Annotated in this window: 22 protein-coding genes, 1 tRNA gene and 1 pseudogene; 12 read left to right on the top strand and 12 right to left on the bottom strand. The window is 62.2% G+C overall.

Going from position 1 to position 21,183, the window contains the following annotated elements; genetic code table 11:
- Nucleotides 1–34: 34 nt before the first annotated feature.
- The gene (locus tag EN885_RS07005; RefSeq protein WP_095489234.1) at nucleotides 35–304 is read right to left on the bottom strand and encodes a DUF6455 family protein; all 270 of its coding nucleotides are present in this window, start codon (nucleotides 302–304) and stop codon (nucleotides 35–37) included.
- 228 nt (nucleotides 305–532) lie between these two features.
- Nucleotides 533–1,345: a universal stress protein gene (locus tag EN885_RS07000; RefSeq protein ID WP_128241425.1), complete on the bottom strand. Its 813-nt coding sequence runs from the start codon at nucleotides 1,343–1,345 to the stop codon at nucleotides 533–535.
- Between the two features lie 273 nt (nucleotides 1,346–1,618).
- Between EN885_RS07000 and EN885_RS06995 the strand changes: the two genes are divergently transcribed.
- From EN885_RS06995 to EN885_RS06970, 5 genes and pseudogenes are all read left to right on the top strand, one after another.
- Nucleotides 1,619–3,106 carry a PAS domain S-box protein gene (locus EN885_RS06995; RefSeq protein ID WP_245493025.1) on the top strand — a complete coding sequence of 496 codons (1,488 nt, stop codon included), beginning with the start codon at nucleotides 1,619–1,621 and terminating at the stop codon, nucleotides 3,104–3,106.
- The gene (fixJ, locus tag EN885_RS06990) at nucleotides 3,096–3,710 is read left to right on the top strand and encodes a response regulator FixJ (protein WP_126107381.1); all 615 of its coding nucleotides are present in this window, start codon (nucleotides 3,096–3,098) and stop codon (nucleotides 3,708–3,710) included. The genes EN885_RS06995 and fixJ overlap by 11 nt, the downstream gene beginning before the upstream one ends.
- Nucleotides 3,711–4,073: 363 nt before the next feature.
- Nucleotides 4,074–4,520, top strand: a complete 447-nt coding sequence (locus EN885_RS06980) for a pyridoxamine 5'-phosphate oxidase family protein (protein WP_095488962.1) — start codon at nucleotides 4,074–4,076, stop codon at nucleotides 4,518–4,520.
- 10 nt (nucleotides 4,521–4,530) lie between these two features.
- Nucleotides 4,531–5,791 (top strand): annotated as a pseudogene (locus EN885_RS06975) (MgtC/SapB family protein).
- 126 nt (nucleotides 5,792–5,917) lie between these two features.
- Complete coding sequence (locus tag EN885_RS06970; protein WP_126105371.1) at nucleotides 5,918–6,565, top strand: helix-turn-helix domain-containing protein; 648 nt, start codon at nucleotides 5,918–5,920, stop codon at nucleotides 6,563–6,565.
- A gap of 410 nt (nucleotides 6,566–6,975) precedes the next feature.
- On the opposite strand, the gene EN885_RS06965 is transcribed toward EN885_RS06970, so the two are convergent.
- A tRNA-Ile gene (locus EN885_RS06965) sits at nucleotides 6,976–7,051 on the bottom strand.
- A gap of 237 nt (nucleotides 7,052–7,288) precedes the next feature.
- Between EN885_RS06965 and EN885_RS06960 the strand changes: the two genes are divergently transcribed.
- The gene (locus EN885_RS06960; RefSeq protein ID WP_128241426.1) at nucleotides 7,289–7,999 is read left to right on the top strand and encodes an SIMPL domain-containing protein; all 711 of its coding nucleotides are present in this window, start codon (nucleotides 7,289–7,291) and stop codon (nucleotides 7,997–7,999) included.
- A 386-nt stretch (nucleotides 8,000–8,385) separates the two neighbouring features.
- On the opposite strand, the gene EN885_RS06955 is transcribed toward EN885_RS06960, so the two are convergent.
- Together EN885_RS06955 and EN885_RS06950 are read right to left on the bottom strand one after the other, a co-directional pair.
- Nucleotides 8,386–8,754, bottom strand: a complete 369-nt coding sequence (locus EN885_RS06955) for a hypothetical protein (protein WP_095488958.1) — start codon at nucleotides 8,752–8,754, stop codon at nucleotides 8,386–8,388.
- Between the two features lie 329 nt (nucleotides 8,755–9,083).
- Entirely contained in the window at nucleotides 9,084–9,530 is a 447-nt protein-coding gene (locus EN885_RS06950) for a YcgN family cysteine cluster protein (RefSeq protein WP_095489233.1), read from the bottom strand.
- Between the two features lie 199 nt (nucleotides 9,531–9,729).
- On the opposite strand from EN885_RS06950, the gene EN885_RS06945 reads away from it, so the two are divergent.
- Entirely contained in the window at nucleotides 9,730–11,934 is a 2,205-nt protein-coding gene (locus EN885_RS06945; RefSeq protein WP_128241427.1) for an OmpA family protein, read from the top strand.
- A 416-nt stretch (nucleotides 11,935–12,350) separates the two neighbouring features.
- On the opposite strand, the gene EN885_RS06940 is transcribed toward EN885_RS06945, so the two are convergent.
- A complete protein-coding gene (locus tag EN885_RS06940) occupies nucleotides 12,351–13,217 on the bottom strand; it encodes an NAD(P)-dependent oxidoreductase (protein ID WP_126105369.1) in 867 nt (288 codons plus the stop codon).
- Between the two features lie 165 nt (nucleotides 13,218–13,382).
- Here EN885_RS06940 and EN885_RS06935 point away from each other — a divergent pair, with 165 nt between their 5' ends.
- Together EN885_RS06935 and EN885_RS06930 are read left to right on the top strand one after the other, a co-directional pair.
- Entirely contained in the window at nucleotides 13,383–13,649 is a 267-nt protein-coding gene (locus tag EN885_RS06935; protein WP_095488955.1) for a type II toxin-antitoxin system VapB family antitoxin, read from the top strand.
- On the top strand, nucleotides 13,646–14,035 hold the full coding sequence (locus tag EN885_RS06930) for a type II toxin-antitoxin system VapC family toxin (RefSeq protein ID WP_095488954.1): 390 nt from the start codon (nucleotides 13,646–13,648) through the stop codon (nucleotides 14,033–14,035). The genes EN885_RS06935 and EN885_RS06930 overlap by 4 nt, the downstream gene beginning before the upstream one ends.
- Nucleotides 14,036–14,041: 6 nt before the next feature.
- Here the strand turns inward: EN885_RS06930 and EN885_RS06925 are convergent, their stop codons facing one another.
- Together EN885_RS06925 and EN885_RS06920 are read right to left on the bottom strand one after the other, a co-directional pair.
- Nucleotides 14,042–14,710 carry a response regulator transcription factor gene (locus EN885_RS06925; RefSeq protein ID WP_128241428.1) on the bottom strand — a complete coding sequence of 223 codons (669 nt, stop codon included), beginning with the start codon at nucleotides 14,708–14,710 and terminating at the stop codon, nucleotides 14,042–14,044.
- 8 nt (nucleotides 14,711–14,718) lie between these two features.
- Complete coding sequence (locus EN885_RS06920; protein ID WP_095488953.1) at nucleotides 14,719–15,591, bottom strand: S1C family serine protease; 873 nt, start codon at nucleotides 15,589–15,591, stop codon at nucleotides 14,719–14,721.
- A 271-nt stretch (nucleotides 15,592–15,862) separates the two neighbouring features.
- Here EN885_RS06920 and EN885_RS06910 point away from each other — a divergent pair, with 271 nt between their 5' ends.
- Nucleotides 15,863–16,810 (top strand): trypsin-like peptidase domain-containing protein, encoded by a 948-nt coding sequence (locus EN885_RS06910; protein ID WP_128241429.1) that lies wholly within the window; start codon nucleotides 15,863–15,865, stop codon nucleotides 16,808–16,810.
- Nucleotides 16,811–16,913: 103 nt separating this feature from the next.
- Here the strand turns inward: EN885_RS06910 and EN885_RS06905 are convergent, their stop codons facing one another.
- Together EN885_RS06905 and EN885_RS06900 are read right to left on the bottom strand one after the other, a co-directional pair.
- Nucleotides 16,914–17,825: an arginase family protein gene (locus tag EN885_RS06905; RefSeq protein ID WP_206616811.1), complete on the bottom strand. Its 912-nt coding sequence runs from the start codon at nucleotides 17,823–17,825 to the stop codon at nucleotides 16,914–16,916.
- A gap of 113 nt (nucleotides 17,826–17,938) precedes the next feature.
- The gene (locus tag EN885_RS06900; protein ID WP_128241430.1) at nucleotides 17,939–18,361 is read right to left on the bottom strand and encodes a VOC family protein; all 423 of its coding nucleotides are present in this window, start codon (nucleotides 18,359–18,361) and stop codon (nucleotides 17,939–17,941) included.
- A gap of 66 nt (nucleotides 18,362–18,427) precedes the next feature.
- On the opposite strand from EN885_RS06900, the gene EN885_RS06895 reads away from it, so the two are divergent.
- Nucleotides 18,428–19,054, top strand: a complete 627-nt coding sequence (locus EN885_RS06895; protein WP_128335165.1) for a TetR/AcrR family transcriptional regulator — start codon at nucleotides 18,428–18,430, stop codon at nucleotides 19,052–19,054.
- On the opposite strand, the gene EN885_RS06890 is transcribed toward EN885_RS06895, so the two are convergent.
- A complete protein-coding gene (locus EN885_RS06890) occupies nucleotides 18,996–19,943 on the bottom strand; it encodes a LysR family transcriptional regulator (RefSeq protein WP_095488949.1) in 948 nt (315 codons plus the stop codon). The genes EN885_RS06895 and EN885_RS06890 overlap by 59 nt on opposite strands.
- A gap of 110 nt (nucleotides 19,944–20,053) precedes the next feature.
- Between EN885_RS06890 and EN885_RS06885 the strand changes: the two genes are divergently transcribed.
- Nucleotides 20,054–20,689 (top strand): FMN-dependent NADH-azoreductase, encoded by a 636-nt coding sequence (locus EN885_RS06885; RefSeq protein WP_128243297.1) that lies wholly within the window; start codon nucleotides 20,054–20,056, stop codon nucleotides 20,687–20,689.
- A gap of 167 nt (nucleotides 20,690–20,856) precedes the next feature.
- Here the strand turns inward: EN885_RS06885 and EN885_RS06880 are convergent, their stop codons facing one another.
- Nucleotides 20,857–21,150 (bottom strand): HlyU family transcriptional regulator, encoded by a 294-nt coding sequence (locus EN885_RS06880; protein ID WP_095488947.1) that lies wholly within the window; start codon nucleotides 21,148–21,150, stop codon nucleotides 20,857–20,859.
- Nucleotides 21,151–21,183: the final 33 nt, after the last annotated feature.

Raw genomic sequence — 21,183 nt, 5'->3', positions numbered from 1 at the left:
CGTTCACTCGTCAGACGCATTTGTGGTGACCTTTCTAGCGTTGGCCGGCTGCGTGTTGAAGCCGTGCGATCAGGTCGCGGTTGCGGCAGTAATCCGGCGGATCATCGGCTTGCTGGTGCTCGTCGAGCCAGGTCGAGCATTCGTCCTGATGGCCGCAGGAGCGGCAGCGATCCACCGCCCGATTGGTGACGGCCGCATGGTCCGCCACGACTTTCAATTGTCTGTCGACGCCGAGCCTCCGCATCATGCGGCCCATCAAGGCCGTCCTGGCGTCAATCGAAATCAGGTAGTCGAGAAACGTCATGTCGTTCACTCCTGCATTTTGGCAATCATTGCTACATTGGCGGCAGACGACATTGATCTTGGTCAACAGGATGCTCCGTTGCCGACTCGACAGGGGATCTTGCAAACGGGTGCGTTGTCGGTTGCCAACTTCAGAGCGCGAAAGCAGCGCCATCTTCGACAAAAACGGGTGCCGGATGGGGCTGATTCCGGCCCGTCGATTAGGGTGGTGAGTGGGTTCGACAGACCTTCAATACGATAGGAAGCGATTGATGCCGTTGTCTTCGATCAGCGTGCGGGTGACGCCGCCGAAGGCCCATTCCCGGAGGCGGCTATGGCCGTAAGCACCGGAGACGATCAGATCAGCGTGGATCGAGCGCGCAAACGCCAGCAGATGGTCGCCATCCGCCTCGCCAGTGAGCAGTTCTGTTTGTGGCATGATGCCATAGTTTTCTAGATAAGCCGCGACATCGGCGAGGCTGTATCGGGCGCTTTCGCTGCGGTCGGTATCGATCGTGGCGACGATGACCTCATTGGCCCGGGCCAGGAAAGGCAATGCATCCGCTATCGCCCGTCGCGCCTCCCTGGTGTCTTTCCAGGCGACCAACACGGTCTTTGCCAAAACATGTTCGACATTGCTTGCGGCGACAAGGACTGGCCGGCCTGTGCCGAGAGCAAGGCTCCCGACATCCACGGCGCGATAGACATTTTCTCCCTCCTCGCCGCTGGTAACGATGAGGTCGGCCGCGCGGGCGGAGACGCTAAGGAAGCGGGTCGGGTTGCAGACTTCCTGCCCCCATTCGCTGCTGATCGAAGCAGGAACCAGCCTCTCGAATTCGGCACGCAGTTCGGCAAGCCGCTTTTCGATTTCCGTCCGCTGGATCTGCATGATCTCGCCTTCATAGACCATGCCGTCGCCGGTCGCGACGAGCGGCGGGACGTCTGCAGCCGCCAGGCCGATAAGGTGAGCCCCGAAGCGTTCCGCAAGCTCGATCCCCAACTTCACCATGGATGTAGGAGGTGCATCTACGGCAAGGTTTAGAATAATTGACTTGTAGGACATCGCAGTCGCCTATCGCTGGAGCGCTTGAATGCGATAATGAAGTGGCATCCGCCGGCACTCGACGCCTTGATGCGAGTCAAAAACACTACCTACCCACTCGGCCGCGTTTGCATTGCTGGAAGAGATGTGCAGCAAAGCGATGAATGATAACTAGACTGCGTTGCGGGTTCCCGGATCAAAGGACTTCATTTGGACGACAAACAAACACGTGACTTGTCAACCGGCGCTCGCGGTGAAGGGCCGGCCACGGCCGATCACGACCGGCTCTCCCTGATGTTCGAGCGGGCCCCGGGGTTCATGACGTTGATGCGTGAGCCGGGTCATGTCTTCGAATTGACCAATGCCGCCTATCAGCGCCTGATCGGTGAACGGCAGGTCATTGGAAAGTCGGTACGCGAGGCTCTGCCCGAGCTTGAAGGCCAAGGCTTCTATGAACTGCTGGACCAGGTATACGCAACTGGTGAACCCTATATTGGCCGGGGGGTGAAAGTCGCTCTTCGCAACAAGGATGACGAGCCGACCGCTGAGCATATCCTCGATTTCGTCTATCAGCCGATCAAGGCCGACGATGGTCGCATCACGGCTATTTTTGTCGAAGGCACGGACGTCAGCGAGCTTTCCTATGCAAACGCCGCCCTTCGATTGCGCGAAGATCATTTGCGCTCGATCCTGGCGACGGTGCCCGACGCAATGGTCGTCATCGACGAACAAGGCCGTATTCAGTCCTTCAGCACGGCTGCCGAAACACTGTTCGGTTACCAGTCCAGCGAAGTCCTCGGTCAAAATGTCAGTCTGCTGATGCCGTCGCCCTATCGCGAAGAGCATGACGCCTATCTGCACCGCTACCTTACTACCGGAGAGCGCCGGATCATCGGGCTCGGCCGCACGGTGACGGGAATGCGCAAGGATGGCTCGACCTTTCCCATGGAACTTTCGGTTGGTGAGATGCATCCCGGGACCGGCCGCTTCTTTACCGGCTTCTGCCGCGACCTGACCGAACGCCACAAGGCGGAAGCCAGAATACAGGAGCAGCAGCAGGAGCTTCTCCATATGGCGCGGTTTACCGCGCTCGGCGAAATGGCCTCGACGTTGGCACATGAAATCAACCAGCCGCTCACGGCCATTACGAATTACCTCAAAGGCAGCCGGCGGCTTCTCGAAAAGAGCACGGAAGAGAACGCGCCGATGTTGAGGGAGGCCGTCGAAAAAGCAGCGGAACAGGCCTTGAGGGCCGGAGATGTCATTCGCCACCTTCGCGACTTCGTCGCGAGAGGCGAGAGCGAGCGGCAGATCGAACGTCTGCCGGCGCTGATCGAGGAAGCCGCTTCGCTGGCCCTGGTCGGCGCAAGGGAAATTGATGTCCGCGTCACCTACCAACTCGATCCTGCAGCCGAACTCGTCTTGACGGACCGCATCCAGATTCAACAGGTTTTGCTCAACCTGATGCGCAACGCGGTCGAGGCAATGCAAGGCGTCCCACGCCGCGAGTTGCACGTGACGACCGTTGCCAGGGATGACGGGATGGCCGAGGTGAGTGTGATCGACACTGGCACGGGCCTGGCGGCGGAGGTCTCGGCTCAGCTTTTCCAGCCATTTGTCACCACCAAAAAGCAAGGCATGGGCGTTGGCCTCTCCATTTGCCGCACTATCGTCGAATCGCACGGTGGTCACATCTGGGCCGAGGCAATGCCCGCTGGAGGAACCGCTTTCCGGTTTACCCTGCGCATCGTGCAGAAGGAAGAAGTCGCCAATGGCCAGTAACGATCTTGTGCATGTGGTCGACGACGACGTCGAGGTTCGCAAGTCGCTTGGTTTTCTTCTGGCGACGGCGGACTTCGCCGTGCGCCTATACGAATCGGCGTCGGCTTTTCTGGCCACAGCGACGGGCAATCTCGACGGCTGTATCGTGACGGACGTTCGCATGCCCGGCATTGACGGGATCGAGTTCCTGCGACAGCTCAGATCCCGCGGACATTCGATCCCGGTCATTGTCATGACCGGTCATGCCGATGTTGCGCTCGCCGTTCAGGCGATGAAAGAAGGTGCCGCCGATTTCATCGAAAAACCTTTCGACGACGATATTCTGATCGATGCGATCCGCTCTGCGTTGGGCAACCGCAACCAGGTCCATGCAGCTCACCCTCAATCCGCCGAGATACGTGCTCGCTTGTCGACATTGTCGGAGCGGGAGAAGCAGGTGCTGGACGGGCTGGTGTCGGGCCTGCCCAACAAGACGATCGCCTACGATTTGGGGATCAGCCCACGAACAGTCGAGATCCACCGCGCCAATGTCATGAGCAAGATGAATGCAAGCAGCCTGTCGCATCTCGTGCGGATGGCACTGATTGTCGAATCTCAAGCCTAAGGGTGGTCGCTAAGGGCGTCGCTCTTGCCGGCCGCAACCCGCTCCGGCGCCCACTCTCTCCAATGGGTCGGACGGATGTCGATACGCGCACCGGTCGCGGCATTCTTCCAGCCCTCCGTCCCTCGTATGCAGGGAAATACGAGCGCATGCTCGCCATCCTCGTCGAAGACGGCCAGTTCGAGATTGCGACCAAACGGAGCGCTTAGGATTGGCTTCCACATCCGCCTAGGATGCGCAGAGACAGCAAGCGCGCCTTGATCTGGATCATTTTCCGGAGTCGCCGAATGCGCGACTATGCGCCTCGCCGCCTGCGAGCCGGGCCGAAAGCACCCAGCAGGCCGCGAGACGTAGGAGATCGCACCGATGCTGATCCGCACACTTTCCGCGCTGGAATGTACGAAATTGCTGACAGCAAATCGTGTAGGCCGCCTGGCGTGCGCGAAGGACGGGCAACCCTATGTCGTGCCGTTATACTATGCGCATGCAGACAACCATCTGTACGCGTTCTCGATGCCTGGCAAGAAGATCGACTGGATGCGAGCCAATCCGCTTGTGTGCGTCCAGGTCGACGAACACGGCCAAGGTCGAGGATGGAAAAGCGTTGTTGTCGACGGCCGATACGAAGAGCTGCCTGATAGGGTCGGTCACAAGGCTGAGCGCGACCATGCATGGACTGTGCTAAGCAAATACGCGAACTGGTGGGAGCCAGGCGCCCTCAAACCCGTGATACCTCCGATTTCAGACAGCGCGCCGCATGTTTTCTTCCGAATCCTGATCCAGCAGGTGTCGGGCAGGGAAGCAGGCGAGTAAACTGCCGCCCATGGATCCACTCATCGCCCGGCTGGGACTGGCCTTGGCAATTGGCCTGCTCGTCGGACTGGAGCGTGGCTGGCGGGAGCGAGGCGCTCCCGACCGCAGCCGTACGGCTGGAATTCGCACTTTCGGCATATCCGGCTTGCTCGGCGGCATTCTCGCAGCTCTGGCGGAAGCGCTTGGCGCGGTTTCAGTGCTGGTGGGAGGATTTGTCGCCTTCGCCGCGATCTTTGCGTGGTACAAGGCGCGCGAGGCGGCTCATGACAAGGATTTCAGCGTTACGGCAGTGATCGCCGCGCTCGGCGTTTTCGCACTCGGTGCGCTATCGGTCGCCGGTGACTATCGTGTTGCCGCTGCCGGAGGGGCTGCACTTGCGGCGGTCCTTGCCAGTCGCGAGATCCTGCACGAGCTCTTGAAGCGACTGACCTGGATCGAACTGCGCTCGGCGCTGATCCTGGCGGTGATGACGGCGATCGTCTTGCCCTTACTGCCAAACCGGACGATGGATCCTTGGGGCGGCTTCAACCCCTGGGAAATCTGGTTCCTGACGGTGCTGATGGCATCGATTTCGTTCGCCGGCTACGTTGCCGTCCGCGTTCTCGGAACCACACGTGGTCTGCTTGTCAGCTCGCTCGTTGGTGCAATCGTTTCGTCCACAGCGGTGACCGCGGCGCTTGCCCGCAACGCCGCGTCAGCGGGCGACGCTCTGCCACTCGCCGGAGCAGCTTCGCTGGCTGCGATGGTTTCGGTGCTGCGTGTTTGTGCCGTGGTTCTGATCATCGAGCCAAGCGTGTTTACGTCGGTCGGTATCCCGGCCATTGCTGCTGCGCTTGTTTTCGCTGCCTGCGGCGCAATCCTGTTGATCCGCAGCGGCGAGGATAGCAAAAGTGGCGGGCTTGCGCGAAACCCATTCGAATTGGGTCCGCTGCTGCTCTTCGCTCTGCTCTTTGCAATCGTCGCGACTGCGAGCGACTGCGAGTGCAGCGTTGGCAGCTCAATTTGGCGGGCGCGGCTTGCTGGCGACCGCGGCGCTAGCCGGTGCGTTCGATGTTGATGTCTCGGTGCTCGGTGCGTTGCGTCTGGTCAAGCAGTCGGTTCCCGCCGAGACGATCGGGCAGGCCGTGCTGGTGGCGCTGGCGGCAAACGCGATCGGCCGCCTGTCATTGGCGGTATCTGCCGGTCCGATCGGGTTCTGGTTGCCTTTGGCCGGTGCAACCCTGATAGCTGCCGCAGTTGGTTATTTCGCCATGGCGCTGTGTGGCGTCTGAGCCCATTCAGATTCTCCACCACGTCTGTGACTTGGCTCTAGGTAGTTCCCCGTAGGGACATAACCGAATTTCGCAGCCTGCGGATTCGGGCGATTGCTGTGACACGGATTAACCGGGGAAACAGCCATGCACGCCTACACGACCTCGCGAATCGCAGCACAGTCACGGACGCCTCAACCGCACCCGTCGGAGGTATTCCATCCGGCACTGCTGCAGCCACTCAGCTTCTTCTCCGCTGGTGCCGAAATCTATGCTCAGGGGGAAAAGGCTGGGGCCTTCTACCAGGTCGAGTTTGGCGCCGTGCGCATCTATCGCCTGCTCGCCGACGGCCGCCGGCAGATCAGTGCTTTCCACCTGGCTGGAGAGACTTTCGGCTTCGAAGCCGGCACGACGCATCATTTCTTCGCCGAAGCGGTCAACGCCACTGGCATCCGCGTCTTTCGTCTTGCCGCTGGGGCTGACATGTCTGGTCAACTGCTGCCGTTGGCGCTCAAAGGCCTGACAAGAGCACAGGAACACCTCCTGGTTCTAGGTCGCCAGAACGCCACAGAGCGCGTCGCGGCGTTCCTGGTCGATATGGCGGAGCGCCAAGGGGATCTGCGCCAGGTCGAGCTGCCGATGTCTCGTATGGATATCGGCGACTATCTCGGCCTCACCATCGAGACCGTGTCGAGGGTTTTCACCAAGCTGAAGGAAAGAGGCGTCATTCGTTTGATTAACCTGCGTTGCGTCGAAATCGTTAAGCAGGACGCGCTGCACCTTATGAGTGAATGAGTCCAACTCTGGTTATAGCAAGGAAACGCGCGGCTATGGGGGGAGCGAATAGGCTTCGAGCAATACGACCCGGGCCCCTTGCCGTTCCCGGCGGACAAGCCACTTTGCAGCACCATCGGCGACTCGATCGGCCCGAGATCAGCCGAATGACGAGCGCTTTGGAGTCTTTTGAGCCTTCGGCCGAAGGCAGAACCGCCTAATTGCACGTCGTTACCGCCGATTGCCGCATGCATCGTTCCAAGGTCTTTTGAAACCAGGGGTCTGGAGCTAGGTGTGACGGGTGCCATCAACGAGACGGAGAAAATTGACGAACGGGCCCAAAACCATTTCCTTCAAAACTAGCGGACTTAACCGACAACGTTCAATTCGATCTCGAAGAATTAAGCGTAAGTAATTCATATTTAATATTTTGGTGGGCCCGGAGGGACTCGAACCCCCAACCAAGCGGTTATGAGCCGCCGGCTCTAACCATTGAGCTACAGGCCCCACACGCGGCTGGATTAATGTTTTTCCCCGAGCCGCACAAGGCTTTCCTAACTGGCTGGCCGAGATCGCCCAAATCAGCCCATATTCAGACATTAGAGCGACGTGCGTCCACTTAGACGCACAAAGTACGCTCTAACGCTTTGAATCTACGCATCGTGCTTTCCGAAATCGATTCCGATTTTCGGGCCGACGCGGTAGTCGACAAGCGCGACTGGATCGCAGACCGAGGAGATTTTTATGACCAGACATCTTTTGCCCTTGGCGCTCGCCGCCGCAATCGCTTTTCCGGCGATGGCCGGCGCGGCCGATTCGCCGCCCCCGCCCCGCATCATCGTCACCGGCGAAGGCGAAGCGACCGCGGCCCCCGATCTGTCGCTGCTGACGCTCAGCGTCATGCGCGAAGCCAAGACCGCGCGCGCCGCGCTCGATGCCAACAACGACGCCATGGCATCCGTGATCGCAGCTATGAAGTCGGCTGGCATCAAGGAGCGCGACCTGCAGACAGCCGGCATCCAGATCAGCCCGCGCTACAACTATACCAACAAGCCGGACGGCAGCCAGGAAGCCGAACTCATCGCCTACCAGGTGACCAACACACTTTCGGTGCGTATCCGCGACATCGACAAAACAGGCGAGATTCTCGACAAGGCGGTATCGCTCGGCGTCAACCAGGGCGGCGGCATCTCGTTTTCCAACGAGAACCCGGCTGCCACCGTCGCCGAAGCCCGCAAAAAAGCGGTCGCCGACGCCATGGCCAAGGCCAAGACGCTGGCCGAAGCCGCCGGCGTCAACGTCGGGCGCGTGCTGGAAATCACCGACCAGAACGTCGCGCCGCCGCCGATACCGATGAACGCCAAGGCCTTCGACGCGGCCCGCGCATCGGTTCCGGTGGAGGCCGGCGAGAATTCCTACACGGTGCAGGTCACCGTCACTTTCGAGTTGAAGTGACCGTCGCCTGAAGGTCCGGCCCGTAGTTCAGCGTTGCTGAAGCGCGGGCAACCGGCAACATCGATCCTACTGCATCAAAAAACCCCGGAGGACTGATCCTCCGGGGTTTTTTCGAGCCGCACCCTTCCGTCTCAGCGGAAAGGGGCTCTGCTACTCCAGACCGACCTTCGCAGAAGGTCGTGTCTCCAGACCGACCTTCGCAGAAGGTCGTGTCTCCAGACCGACCTTCGCAGACGGTCGTGTCTCCAGACCGACCTTCGCAGACGGTCATGTCCAAGCTGATCTTCGCAGAAGATCATGCTTCTGAGCTGATCCTTTCCGAAGCGGATTCGGAAAGATCATCCTTAAACAAGACCGCCGTTGCCGGTCGGCAACGTGCCGAACACTTACCGGTAGATAACTGGGCAGCCGCGCTCGTTGGCGAACACGATCACCACCCGATCGCCATACTGACGGCCCGCGACCTTGACCGTACGGCGGTTGACGTCGATGATGCGGGCGCGGCGCAGGCCCATGCGCTCGGCTTTGTTGACAGCGCGCTCCGGCGAGCAGGACCGGCGCCAGTAGCGGTCGCGGTCACGGCGGCGTTCGCGGTAGAAACCATCGTCGTCGCCGGTATAGACGCCGACGCGCGGATCGTCGTTATTGCCGAAGCCGAGATAGATGCTATCTGCATGAGCAGTGGCGGGGATAGCGGCAAGCGTGCCGAGGCTGATAAGCGCCGAAAGGGTCGCCGTCTTGATCGTGTTGAACATTGTCTTCTCTCCTTGTTCAGGGCTTCCGCCCGTCTGATCGAACCAATGGGCCGAGAACCAATACGCCTTGGTCGAACCGATGGGGAGGAGAATGCGCCTGCGTATCTGAACTTTTTACGAACCGGCCGTTCATTTCGGGTTCATGTGGCAACAAGAAATCGTTGCGCAGTCTTCTCCGCAATCCGGCTCTGAATCCTGGCCGGTTCTGAATTATCTGGCCGGTTCTGAACCATTTGGCCGGTTCTGAACTGAACTATTTGGCCGGTTCTGAACCATCTCGACAGAAACGCCCTGTCGCGCAGCCGGTTCCGGGACTTAAGGCCCGGAACCTAGGGCTCATCGTCCAGCATGTGCTCGAAATAGTCGTCCGGCTCGGCAAGATCGGTCTCGCTGGCGCTGACGCGGCCGCGCATCGAAATGCCGGCCTCATGCACCGTCTCGGCACTTCCCGACACCAGCCTGTGCCACCAGTAGAGATCGTGGCCCTCGGCGACCAGCCGGTAGGCGCAGGTTTTGGGCAGCCAGCTGATGGTGCGTACATTCTGCGGCGTCAGCCCGACGCAGTCCGGGACCCGCGCCAGCCGGTTGGCATAGTCCGAGCAGCGGCAAGTTTCGGCATCGAACAGCCGGCAGCCGACGCTCGTCCAGTAGATCTCGCCGCTGTCTTCGTCCTCAAGTTTCGACAGGCAGCATTTGCCACAGCCGTCGCAAAGCGATTCCCACTCGGCCGGCGTCATCGCTTCGAGCGACTTGGTTTTCCAGAACGGCGTTTCCATCGACGGGATGTGGCCCCCGCTGGCGCCAAGGTCAAGCACCACGACAGGCGTAAACCCTGCCAGCACCATAGGAATGACACGAAGTCGCCTTCAAAACGCCGGCCAATCGCCCTTCGCGGCCGTTAATGCCCGCTAACCGGAACCAATCCGGTTGATGAACAGTTTGGGCCGGGATGGGACGCCAAAAGGAGGATTTCTAATGAAACGCCAACCACGGATTCTGGCAGGCACGGCACTTGGCCTGTTGATGGCGTCCGCGCCGTTGGGCGCATTCCCGCTGCAAGGCACCGCCGCGTTCGGCCCGCCGCAGCGTGCCGCAACGCCGTTGATCCTGGCGCAATCGAATTGCCCCGAAGGCGAGTCGGCGGAAGGCTGCGCACAGCAGGCGGAACCGGAGCAGAGGCCTCGCAAGAAGCGCGAGCGGCAGAGCGAATCAGCTCCCATGGAGCAGGCGGCGCCTTCCGGGGACGAGCAAGAGGGCAATCAACGCAGAAAGAAGCGCGACCGGCAGCAGCAGATTGAAGCCGCACCCGCCGAACAGGCCGCCCCGGCCGAAGAGCAAAAACCGCGCAGAAAGAAGCGCGACCAACAGCAGATCGAAGCAGCACCGGCCGATCAGCCAGCCGAACAACTCCAGCCGCGCAGAAAGAAGCGCGACCGGCAGATCGAAGCAGCACCGGCCGAGCAGCCAGCAGAACAGGCGGCGCCTGCGAGCGACGAACAGCAGCCCAAGCCGCGCAGAAAGAAGCGCGACCGGCAACAGCAGATTGAAGCCGCACCCGCCGAACAGCCAGCCGAACAGGCCGCGCCTGCGAACGACGAACAGCAGCCCAAGCCACGCAGGAAGAAGCGCGACCAGCAACAGCAGATTGAGGCCGCACCCGCCAAAGAGCCCGCCGGGCAGGCGGCGCCTCGCGAAAAGGCCGCACCTGCAAATGACAACGAGCAGGTCACGCCGCGCAGGAAGAAGCGGGACCAGGATCAGCAGATCGAAGCCGCACCATCCGAACAGCCGGCCAAGAAGGAAACACCCGCCGGCGAGCCTGCCCCGCAGGCCGAGCCGCTTCCCACTCCAACCGACCGGCAAGCGGCTCCTGCCGAGGGCGAACAGCCTTTGGACCAAGCCAGAAAGCGTGGCAAGAAGCCTATCGGCGAACCGCCGGTGACGGGAGAGCAGCTCACAACCGGCGAGCAGCCCGCCGAGGGCGAACAGGCCGCGCCCGCCGAAGGGGAAGGTCCGGCCCAGGGCGAGGCTCCCGTGTTCGACAGCCAGAAGGATGCCGTGCGCAAGCGCAGAGGCGGCAGGAACAACGCGCAAGAGACGGGCGGCCAGGACGCGGGCGGTCAGCCCACCCAGCAGAACGGCGAGCAGGCGGAAGCCCCGAAGCCGGCTCCCGTCGACCAGGGACCGCCGCCCACCGACGACAGGGCGGCCCAGCAGGAGCTCAAGCTTGAGAGGATGGTTCCGGTGACGGAGGAAAAGGGCAAACGCGTTGAGCGTGCGCCCGACGATGAGGACATTCGCCGCCGTCCACGCCCGCGCGGGGTCGACGTCGTCAGGGAACTCGGCGACCGCGTTATCCTCCAGTTCAACAACCAGACGATCGTGGAAAGCGACGATGCCCCGCGCATGCACCGTGGCGCGAGGAACGTCTACTATGAGGAGCTGTCGGGCGATCGCACCCGGGAAATCGTCGAGCGTGACAACGGAATCCAGATCGTCACCATCCGCAACCGCTACGGCGACGTCATCCAGCGTTCACGCATCGCGCCCGACGGACGCGAATATGTGCTGAGCTATGTCGACGAGCGGTACTATGACGACGATAGCGACTGGCGCGATCCGGGCGACGACCTGCCGCCGATTCGGATCGACATTCCGCGCGAGGAGTACATTTTGGACGCCGAAGACATCGAGGATCCGGGCGACTACTATACCTTCCTCGAACAGCCGCCTGTGGAGCGGGTGCAGCGCCTCTACTCGATCGACGAGGTCAAGCGCTCGGCCCGCGTGCGCGACATCGCCCGCCGCATCGACCTCGACACGCTGAACTTCGAATTCGGTTCAGCCTCGATCCCCGAAACCGAGGTGCAGAAACTGGAAGGCGTCGCCAGCGCGATGGAGAAGCTGCTCGAGAAGAACCCGGCGGAAACCTTCCTGATCGAAGGCCATACCGATGCCGTCGGCAGGCCGGAGGCGAACCTCGCTCTATCCGACCGTCGCGCGGAGGCTGTCGCCGAAGCCTTGACCAATGCCTTCAGCATCCCGCCGGAGAACCTGACGACACAGGGCTATGGCGAGGAGTATCTCAAGGTCAACACGTCGGAGCCTAACCGCGAGAACCGTCGCGTCGCCATCCGCCGCATCACCTCGCTGGTGGCGCCGGTCGCTAGCGCGAATTAGGCCATGGTCCCTAAAAGTGGAAACCGGTTTTCGGAAAGACCATGGCCAACTTTAAAGCAACGATTCCAGAAACCTGAACTGGTTTCTGGAATCTATACGGGAAGACGTAGCCCACCCCGGTTTCACCGGGATGGGCGATTTCCGGGAATGAGCCGAGGGTAAAGGAGAATGTAGGTCGCGATTTTGACCAGGGATTGAATCGCGAGGTCGTCCACCCCAGATTCTGTATAGGGCTTCCCTGCCCTGTCCCGACTCCAGCGGGACACATGAGCCCCGCCGGTGTCCCCTCCCCGGCGGGGTTTTCGTTTCGGGCTCGGTGTTGAACTGAAGCCTTGCGAGGCCCAGATAATTCCTCACGGTGGCCCTCCGCCTCAAAGCCAACAAGGCCGAGGAGTGAGAGCGGCGCCCGGTGCCCGTCAGTAGATACTTTTGATGTTGGTTTCCGAATTGGCAAACACCTCGTCGGGCACGAAGAAGTCACCGGCGAGCGGACCTGTCGCATCAGGCGCATAGATCGAAAAATCGCTGACGCCTTCGGCGCGCAGCACCTCCTCGTCGATGTAGAAATTGCCGGTCGCCTCGCGCGACGGCCTAAGCAGGATCGCATGCGCGGCATCGGCCATGATGTCGGGCGAACGGCTCATCGCCGCCACCGTCGCCCCGCCCAGGAGATTGCGCACCGCTGCCGTATCGATCGTCGAGATCGGCCACAGCGAATTGACGGCGATGCCGTCCCGAGCGAACTCCGCGCTCATGCCCAGCGTGCACATCGACATGCCGAATTTGGCCATCGTATAGGCGACATGGTTCTTGAACCATTTGGCCTTCACGTCGAGCGGCGGCGCCAGATTCAAGATGTGAGGATTGGCAGCCAACTTCAGGTGCGGAATGCACATTTTGGAAACCAGAAACGTGCCGCGCGTGTTGATCTGGTGCATCAGATCGTAGCGCTTCATGTCGGTTTCCAGCGTGCCGGTGAGCTGGATGGCGCTGGCATTGTTGATGCAGATGTCGATGCCGCCGAATTTTTCGACGGTCCGGGCGACCGCCTCGGCCACCTGCTCCTCCTCGCGTATGTCGCATAATGCCGGCAGCGCCTTGCCACCGGCCTGCTCGATCTCTTGCGCCGCCGTATAGATGGTGCCCGGCAGCTTCGGGTGCGGTTCGGCGGTCTTGGCCGCGATCGTCACATTGGCGCCGTCGCGCGCAGCGCGCAGCGCGATCGCCAGCCCGATGCCGCGCGACCCGCCGGAGATGAACAGCGTCTTTCCCTTGAGTGACATATCCTTCCGCCTCCCTTGCAAATCTGTTGGTAGCGATCCTTGCCCGCGCCGTCGCAGGATACAAGAGCGGGGAGCATCGAGGGATGGTGTCGCGGCGGAGGCGCGACGAATCCATGGACTCAACAGCGGAGAGTATATATTCTGTAAAAAGAGGTGGAATATAGAATGGCCCTGTCGATCAAGAACACGGAAGTCGAGCAATTGGCGCGGGAACTTGCCCGCCGCCGTCGCGTGTCGGTGACGGAAGCGATCCGCCAAAGCCTCGAGCGCGAAGTTGCGCGCGAGCGGCTTGTGCCGCGCGACGAGGCCGACGACCTTTTTCAGCGATTGATGGCGATTTCCGACAGTGCGGGAAAAATCCCCAAACGAGAAAATGCAATGACCGACGACGAAGTCCTCGGTTACGACGAGTTCGGGATCCCGACGAAATGATCATCGATTCCTCGGCCCTTGTCGCCGTTCTGCGCGCGGAGCCTGATCACGAGCGTTTCGTGCTGGCCATCGCACAGGCCAAAAGGCGGCTGTTGGCCGCACCAACGTTTCTTGAAACGACGATGGTTCTCGCCGGCGGCTGGCAGGATGAAATTCTTGATCGCCTCGACTCCTTCCTGCGCGTGGCCTCGATCGAGACGATCGCCTTCACCGCCGACCACGCAGCCGTCGCCCGTCAGGCCTTTCTGCGCTATGGCAAGGGCCGGCATCCGGCCGCTCTCAACTTCGGCGACTGCATCTCCTATGCCACGGCTCGCCTCGAAGCCATGCCGTTGCTGTTCAAAGGCGACGATTTCCGGCTGACGGATATCGAACCGGCTGTGTAGTCATCGTCACACCAGCACCAAGCCTTGCCGCATGGCGATGGCGATCGCGTCGGTGCGGTTGGCTGCACCGAGCTTGATCAGGATCGCCGCGACGTGGAACTTCGCCGTATGCACGGAGATATTCAAGCGCCGCGCGATCACCTTGTTGGGCGCGCCCTCGGCCAGCAGTGCCAGCACTTCGCTCTCGCGCGGAGAAAGCGCCGGCCTGGCGGCTCCATCGTCGACCGGCTCCTCGTCCAACGGATCGCCGTCATGGAAGGCGAAATCATCATCATGCCGGCCAGGCACGCGGCGGCCGCCGCCTGAAATCCTGTAACCCGCCGCGGCAAGCCGGACGGCAGCGGCAACCAACAGGTAGTCAGCCGCCGGCGGCAGGACGGCGAAAAGATTGTCGTCTGGCGGCTCGTGGCCGGTCCGCCGGGACAGCAGCACCCGAGGTATGGCGGGATCGATGGCCAGGCCTTGCAGGTTCCGCTCGTCGACGACAGCGACGTCCGCTCGCTCGCCGCCATCGCTGCTGCCGGCCGTGACAGGCAGCAGATCCCCGCTCGCGGCGAGCGCGGAAGACAGGTGCTCGGCATGCGCCGCATCGCCAAGCGCGATCAGCACGGTTAGCCGCCGCTCCGCCACCACGCCATCCGCGGTCCTGTCCCTTATGATCGCCTCAACAGCCATCGATCCTCTCAGCTCAGCGGCTTTTCGCCGATGGTCAGCACGACATCGCGCTGTTCGCCGCCGCGCACCACGCCGAGCGTCACCGACGCGCCGGCGCTGTCCGGCCCGAGCCTGCGGATCAGCTCGCGCGGACCATGCACCGCCTCGCCGTTCCACGACACGATGATGTCGCCGAGATGCAGGCCGGCGGCTTTTGCCGGGCCATTGTCGTCGAGGCTCATCACCATGGCGCCATGCGAGTCGCCGCTGCGGATCGGGTGCAGGCCGGCGCCGAGATAGCCGCGCGCGACATGGCCCTTCTCGCGCAGCGTCGCAACTGCCCGTTCGATCGTCTCGTAAGGCATGACCAACGCCCGCCGGCGCGGCCCGAACAGGAGCATGCCGATCAGTGCGCCCTTGGCGTCGAGCACCGGGCCGCCCTCGAAACGGCCGCCGGCATTGACGGCCAGATTGATGCGCCGGTCGATCGTGCCGCCGCGCATTGAGCGCCAGGCCGGACCGACCTCACCGACCGTGCCGAATGCGGCGAGCGTCGCACCGTCGCTATTGCCTACGGCGATGGCCAGATTGCCCGGCTGTACCGAGCCTGCCTTGGCCAACGGCGGCACGTCCGGCGCGCCGGTCGGCTTCAAAAGTGCGGTGCCAGTGGACGGATCGCGGCCGACCAGCTCAGCCTTCACCTTGTCGCCCGAAAAAAGCGTCAGCTCGATCTCTTCGCCGGCCTCCACCGCCTCCTCGGCAGTGACAAAATAGCCGTCGCGCCAATGGAAGGCGGTCGCCGTGCGATGCTGATGCGTGGCGAAGCTCGCCGTCACCGGCGCCGCTGCGGCGGCGATATCGGCGATGGCGTCGGAAAATGCGCTCAGATTGAAGTCGCTCATGATGGTCTCCTGGGTTTTTATCGCATCGGCCCGAAAATCGGAATCGATTTTCGGAAAGCACGATGCGAGAACTCAAAATCTTAGAGCGTACTTTGAGCGTCCAATGGACGCTCGTCGCTCTACCCCAGATATCGCTTGGCAGCGCATTCGCCGGTACTCGCCTGACGGCTAGTTGGGCGTTGGACTGGCCATCTGGTCAGGTCGCGACCGATCCGGCCGCTCCGCACATATAGGCATCCTTCATCTTGCTCTAAAGACACGGAGCCCTGCCATGTCCCTCCCCGCCCAGCAATTGCAATTCGACGATGCGCTGCTCGATGATTATTCGGCAACGGTTGCCGATGCTGTGGACCGCATCGGCCCCGCCGTCTGCCGTATCGAACGCATCGGTGGTGCCGGCGACCAAGGCTCCGGCTTCGTTATCACGCCCGACGGGCTGGTCGTCACCAACTACCACGTGGTCGGCGATGCCCGCACCGTCCGCGTCACCATGCCGGACGGCGCCTCCAGGGAAGGCCGTGTTCTCGGCCGCGACCCCGACACCGACATCGCGCTGGTGCGTGCCGACGGCAGCTTTGCCGATATCGCGCCGCTCGGCGATTCCAAGCGCCTGCGGCGCGGCCAGATCGCCATTGCCATCGGCAACCCGCTCGGCTTCGAATGGACCGTCACATCAGGTGTCGTCTCAGCGCTCGGCCGCTCGATGCGCGCCTCCACCGGCCGGCTGATCGACGACGTCATCCAGACCGACGCAGCACTCAACCCCGGCAACTCAGGCGGACCGCTGGTGTCGTCGGCGGGCGAGGTCATCGGCGTCAACACCGCCATGATCCATGGCGCGCAAGGCATCGCCTTCGCGGTTGCCTCCAACACCGCCAATTTCGTCATTTCGGAGATCATCCGCTTCGGCCGCGTGCGCCGCGCCTTCATCGGCGTCTCGGCCGACACGGCAAACCTGCCGCGGCGAGCAGCTCTCCTGTCGCAAGTATCGAGCAGCACGGCGGTGCGCCTGCGCAGCGTCGAGGCGAACAGCCCGGCGGCCAAGGCCGGCCTCAGGGAAGGCGACATCATCGCCGCCATCGACGGCCGCCCGGTCACCGGCGTCGACGATCTGGTGCGCATCCTCGATGCCGAGCGCATCGGCCGCGAAACGCTGTGCACGGTGGTGCGCCGCTCCAGCATCACTCAGGTCACGGTGATGCCGGTGGCGCGAAACTGACTACCGCATCGGCCCGAAAATCGAAATCGATTTCCGGAAAGCACGATGCGCAGATTCAATGTGTTAGAGCGTGGTTTGTGCGTCCAAGTGGACGCACGTCGCTCTAACGCGGTGCAAAGATCCGGCCGAGCAGCGAAACCAGCAGCACGGCCAGTTCGCCGGTCGGATCGAGGTCCGGATCGAAAATGGTCATATCCATTCCGGTGCAGCGCGGATTCGCTACCAGCGCCGCGAGGATGGCGACGAGATCGTCGGGATCGATGCCGGGGCTGCCTGGTGAATCCACCGCCGGCATCACTGTCTGATCGAGCGCATCGACGTCAAAATGCAGCCAATAGGGCCAGCCGCTTCGCGCCAGCGTGGTCCAGGTCTTTTCCAGAACCTTTGCCGCGCCAAGCTCTCGCACGGTAAAGACGTCGATCAGCGTCATCGCGGTCGAATTGATGTCCGGCCAGGCGAAGTCGGGGTAGCGGTTCTCGCGTTCGCCGATCTGAATCACATGTTCGTCCGCAACAAGCGGGCTTGCGATATCAGGCCAGTCGGTCAGCAGCGGCTCGCCACGTCCGGTGGCGAGCGCAAGGTCCATGCCGGCGGCCGAGCCGAGCGAAGCGTTGATGTCGTAATTGCCCAGATGGCGGAAATCGCTGTGGCCGTCGACATGGACCAGCGCCAGCGGGCCGGATCGCCGTGCAGCAGCCAGGGCGCCCAGCAGGACCGCGCAGTCGCCGCCGACGACCAGCGGGAACTCGCCTCGTCCCAGCGCGCCGGCAACAACTTCGGCCAGTCCGAGATTGAAGCTTCGGATCGCGTTGCCGTTGCGCAGCCGGGTGCCCGGCTGCGGCTCCGTGCTATAGGCGGGCCGATTAAGATCAACCACTTTGAGGGGCGAAAGCGTCTCGATCAAGCCAGCTTCGGTCAACGCCTGCGGCGCACGCCACGTCCCCGGTATATGACCTGGCCGCAGTGGGCGGAGGCCAAGGTTTGAGGGTGCGCGGACAAGGCAGATTTCACGCATGGAATAGGTCCAAGGCTGACGAGCCTCAGCATAGACCGCAAAGACATGACCGGCCACGCGGCTGAAGCCTTCACGTCACATCTACAGACAGTTCCTGCCAGCAGCTATCCCGCTTAGCCCGCCGCCCCTTCAACAAACTGCTCCAGAAACTCCGCGCTCGGCGGGATCGGCTTGATCACGTCGATCAGCACGCCATTGGGGTCTTTGGTGATGAAATGGCGCTGGCCAAAGGGTTCGTCGCGTAGCGTTCGCAGGATCGGCAGGCCGGCGGCGATGATCCGCTCGTAAACCGCATCCGGGTTCTTGACCTCGAAATTGATCAGCAGGCCGGAGGTACGGCCGCGCCCTTCTTCCGGGATCGTTTCGTGATCGCCCTGGACGATGCCGAGATTGACGCGGCGATCCTCGGCGGATTGCAGATGCACGTACCAGTCGCTCTCGAACAGCGGCTTGAAGCTGAAGTGCTTGATATAGAAGGCTTTCGTGCCGGCAACGTCGCCCGTCATCAGCACTGGATAATAGCTCGTCGTCTTCATCTTTCCTTCTCCCGTCAAATAACATACAGTCTGCATGTAAGTTGAATTAACATACAGGCTGCATGTATGCAACAGGAATCCGCGCGCCGCTCCAACCGCGATCGCACCGAAGCGACGCGCGCCGACCTGATCGCCGGGGCGCGAAAGCTGTTCACCGAAAAGTCCTATGCAGAGACCGGCACGCCGGAGATCGTGGCTGCGGCCGGCGTCACGCGCGGCGCTCTCTATCATCACTTTGCCGACAAGCAGGCGCTGTTTGCCGCGGTGGTCGAGCAGGAGGCGGCTGCTGTGGCGCAAGAGATCGAGCGCGCCTCACCGCCCTCGCTGTTTGCCCGCGATGCGCTGATCGCTGGTTCGGATGCCTACTTTGCCGCCATGCGCGCACCTGGCCGCACCCGGCTGCTGCTGCTCGACGGACCGGCCGTGCTCGGCCGCGCTGCCATGGACGAGATCGACAACCGCCACGGCAACCGCTCGCTTCGCGAGGGCCTTGTAGCGGCAATGCGTGCGCAGACTATAGCGAGATTGCCCGTGGAAGCGCTGACCGCGCTGCTTGCCGCCGCCTTCGACCGGGCGGCTCTTGCGGTCGAAGCAGGCGCCGAAACCGGCCCCTATCGCGAGGTGCTTGTCGCTCTTATCGACGGACTGTCTCCAGCTCTTCCTCAGGCAGCTGGCCCGGCTCAAGCTCGTTGAAGCAGCCAAGCTGGCGCTTGAACTCGTAGATCAGCCAAGCCGCCGCCGGTTTCGGATTGCGGTCGGCGCGATGCATGGCATAGAGCGCTGCCCGCACCTCACTGTAGGGCTCTAGGTCGAGTTCGACCAACCGACCGCTTGCCAGATCGTCGGCGATCAGCCAGCGCGGCAGCCCGCCCCAACCCAACCCTTCGCGCATCAGCGCATGCTTGGTGCGCACATCGGTCAGCCGCCAGGTGCGGTAGGCAAAGACGCCGTAGTCGCGCCCCCGCGTGCGCTCCGACTGGTCGCTGACGACAAGCTGGATATGTTCGCGCACCTCCTCGAGCGGCACCGGCCGTGGAAGCAGCGCCAAGGGGTGGCTGGGCGCGGCAGCGGGCACCAAAGTGGTGAAGCCGATCCGCAAAAGGTTGACGTCGGCTTCGCCCAAAATGCCGCCAACGCCGAGATCGGCCTGTCCGCCCACGACATGGTCAAGGATCAGGCCGAGCGAGCCTATATGCAGGCGCAACATCACGGTCGGAAACTGCGCCTCGAATGCCTTCAGCACCCGAACCAGTACCGGCAATGGCAGCGTCACGTCGACCGACATACTGACTTCCGCCTCCAGCCCTTGCTTATGGCCGTCGACACGCGAGCGGATGCGCTGCAGCATGCCGACCATGCGCCGCGCATCTTCCAGCGTCGCCCGGCCGACATCGGTCAGCTGCGGTTCGCGCGTGCCCTCGCGCTCGAAGAGCTTCAGCCCAAGCTGCGCCTCCAGATTGGCGATGGCGTAGCTGATGACCGATTGCGCGCGGTTGAGCTTGCGGCCGGCGGCGGAGAAGCTGCCGGTATCGGCGACGGCCACAAGGATCTGGAGTTGGTCGAGCGTCGGATTGGGTTGCATTGCCTTATCCAGATTGTAGATGGATTATATAGAAAATATACCAGTTTTTCAAATGGGTCGATGGACCCATATCTGGCGGGACAAATCATTCCAATCCTGGAGAGCCCGCTATGTCCATCCTTCTTGTCACGTCGAGCCCGCGCGGCACTGCCTCACATTCCACCCGCATCGCCACCGAGCTCGCGGAAAAGCTGCTCGCCGCCGATCCCTCGGCCAAGCTGGCCGTGCGCGACCTTGTCGCCAACCCGCTGCCGCATATCGATCCGGACTATTCGACCGGCATCTTTACGCCCGTCGAAGCCCGCTCCCAGCGCCAGGCCGAAGTCGTCGGCGTTTCCGACGCCGTGCTGGATGAGCTGTTTGCGGCCGACACCATCATCCTGGCCACCGGTTTCATCAATTTCGGCATCTCGTCGACCCTGAAATCCTGGGTGGATCACGTCGCCCGCTCCGGCAAGACTTTCGCTTATGGCGAGGATGGCCCGAAGGGGCTCGTCACCGGCAAGAAGGTCTACATTGTCCTTGCCTCGGGCGGCATCTATTCGGAAGGCGCCGCCGTGCAGTTGGACCACGCCATCCCTTACCTGCGTAGCGTGCTTGGCTTCATCGGCATAACCGACGTCGACGTCATCCGCATCGAAGGCGTCAGCATGGGTCCCGAGGCCATCACGGCCGCTCTGGCCAAGGCATCCGCCAAGGTGGATGCCTTGGTGGCCTCGACCGGAGCGGTCGCCACTGCCGCGTAGAGCGCGAGCAACTGCTAACCAGAATTGAAAAAGGCAGGCGCCCGGCGCCTGCCTTTTTGCCATCCGCCTGATGCCCGACGAGGCGTCGGCAGATCCTACAGCTCAAGGGCAGCGACAAGGCTTTTCTGACGTCGCTCCGAAGTCGCGCGACATCGCCATTTGCCAGGCTAACCGAACATCTTCTCGCCCTGCTCGTCGACGAGCTGGATGCCCTTCTTGATCGAGATGTCGACAGCGTCGTCGAGCCCGGCAAAACGGTCGGCGCGGATGAATTTGTGTTCCTTCATCACGCCGTCGATTTCCTTCGAAACCACGCCGCAGGTCTGGTATTGGCCCTCCGCCTTGTAGGGCGTGGCGCTGATCAGAAATCCCTTGTGCTCGATCTGCTTTGCCGGTGCAGCGCTTTTTGGCTCGCCCACGTCACTGCCGCCACCGCCAAAAAGACGCTTCAGAAAAGACATGGGTATCCTCCAACGCAATCATCCTGCATCACA

The sequence above is a fragment of the Mesorhizobium sp. M6A.T.Cr.TU.014.01.1.1 genome, from assembly GCF_004022765.1.
Classification (GTDB): domain Bacteria; phylum Pseudomonadota; class Alphaproteobacteria; order Rhizobiales; family Rhizobiaceae; genus Mesorhizobium; species Mesorhizobium mediterraneum.
Note: the sequence above shows the minus strand (reverse complement) of the source record. Positions and strands in the feature narration are given on the sequence as shown.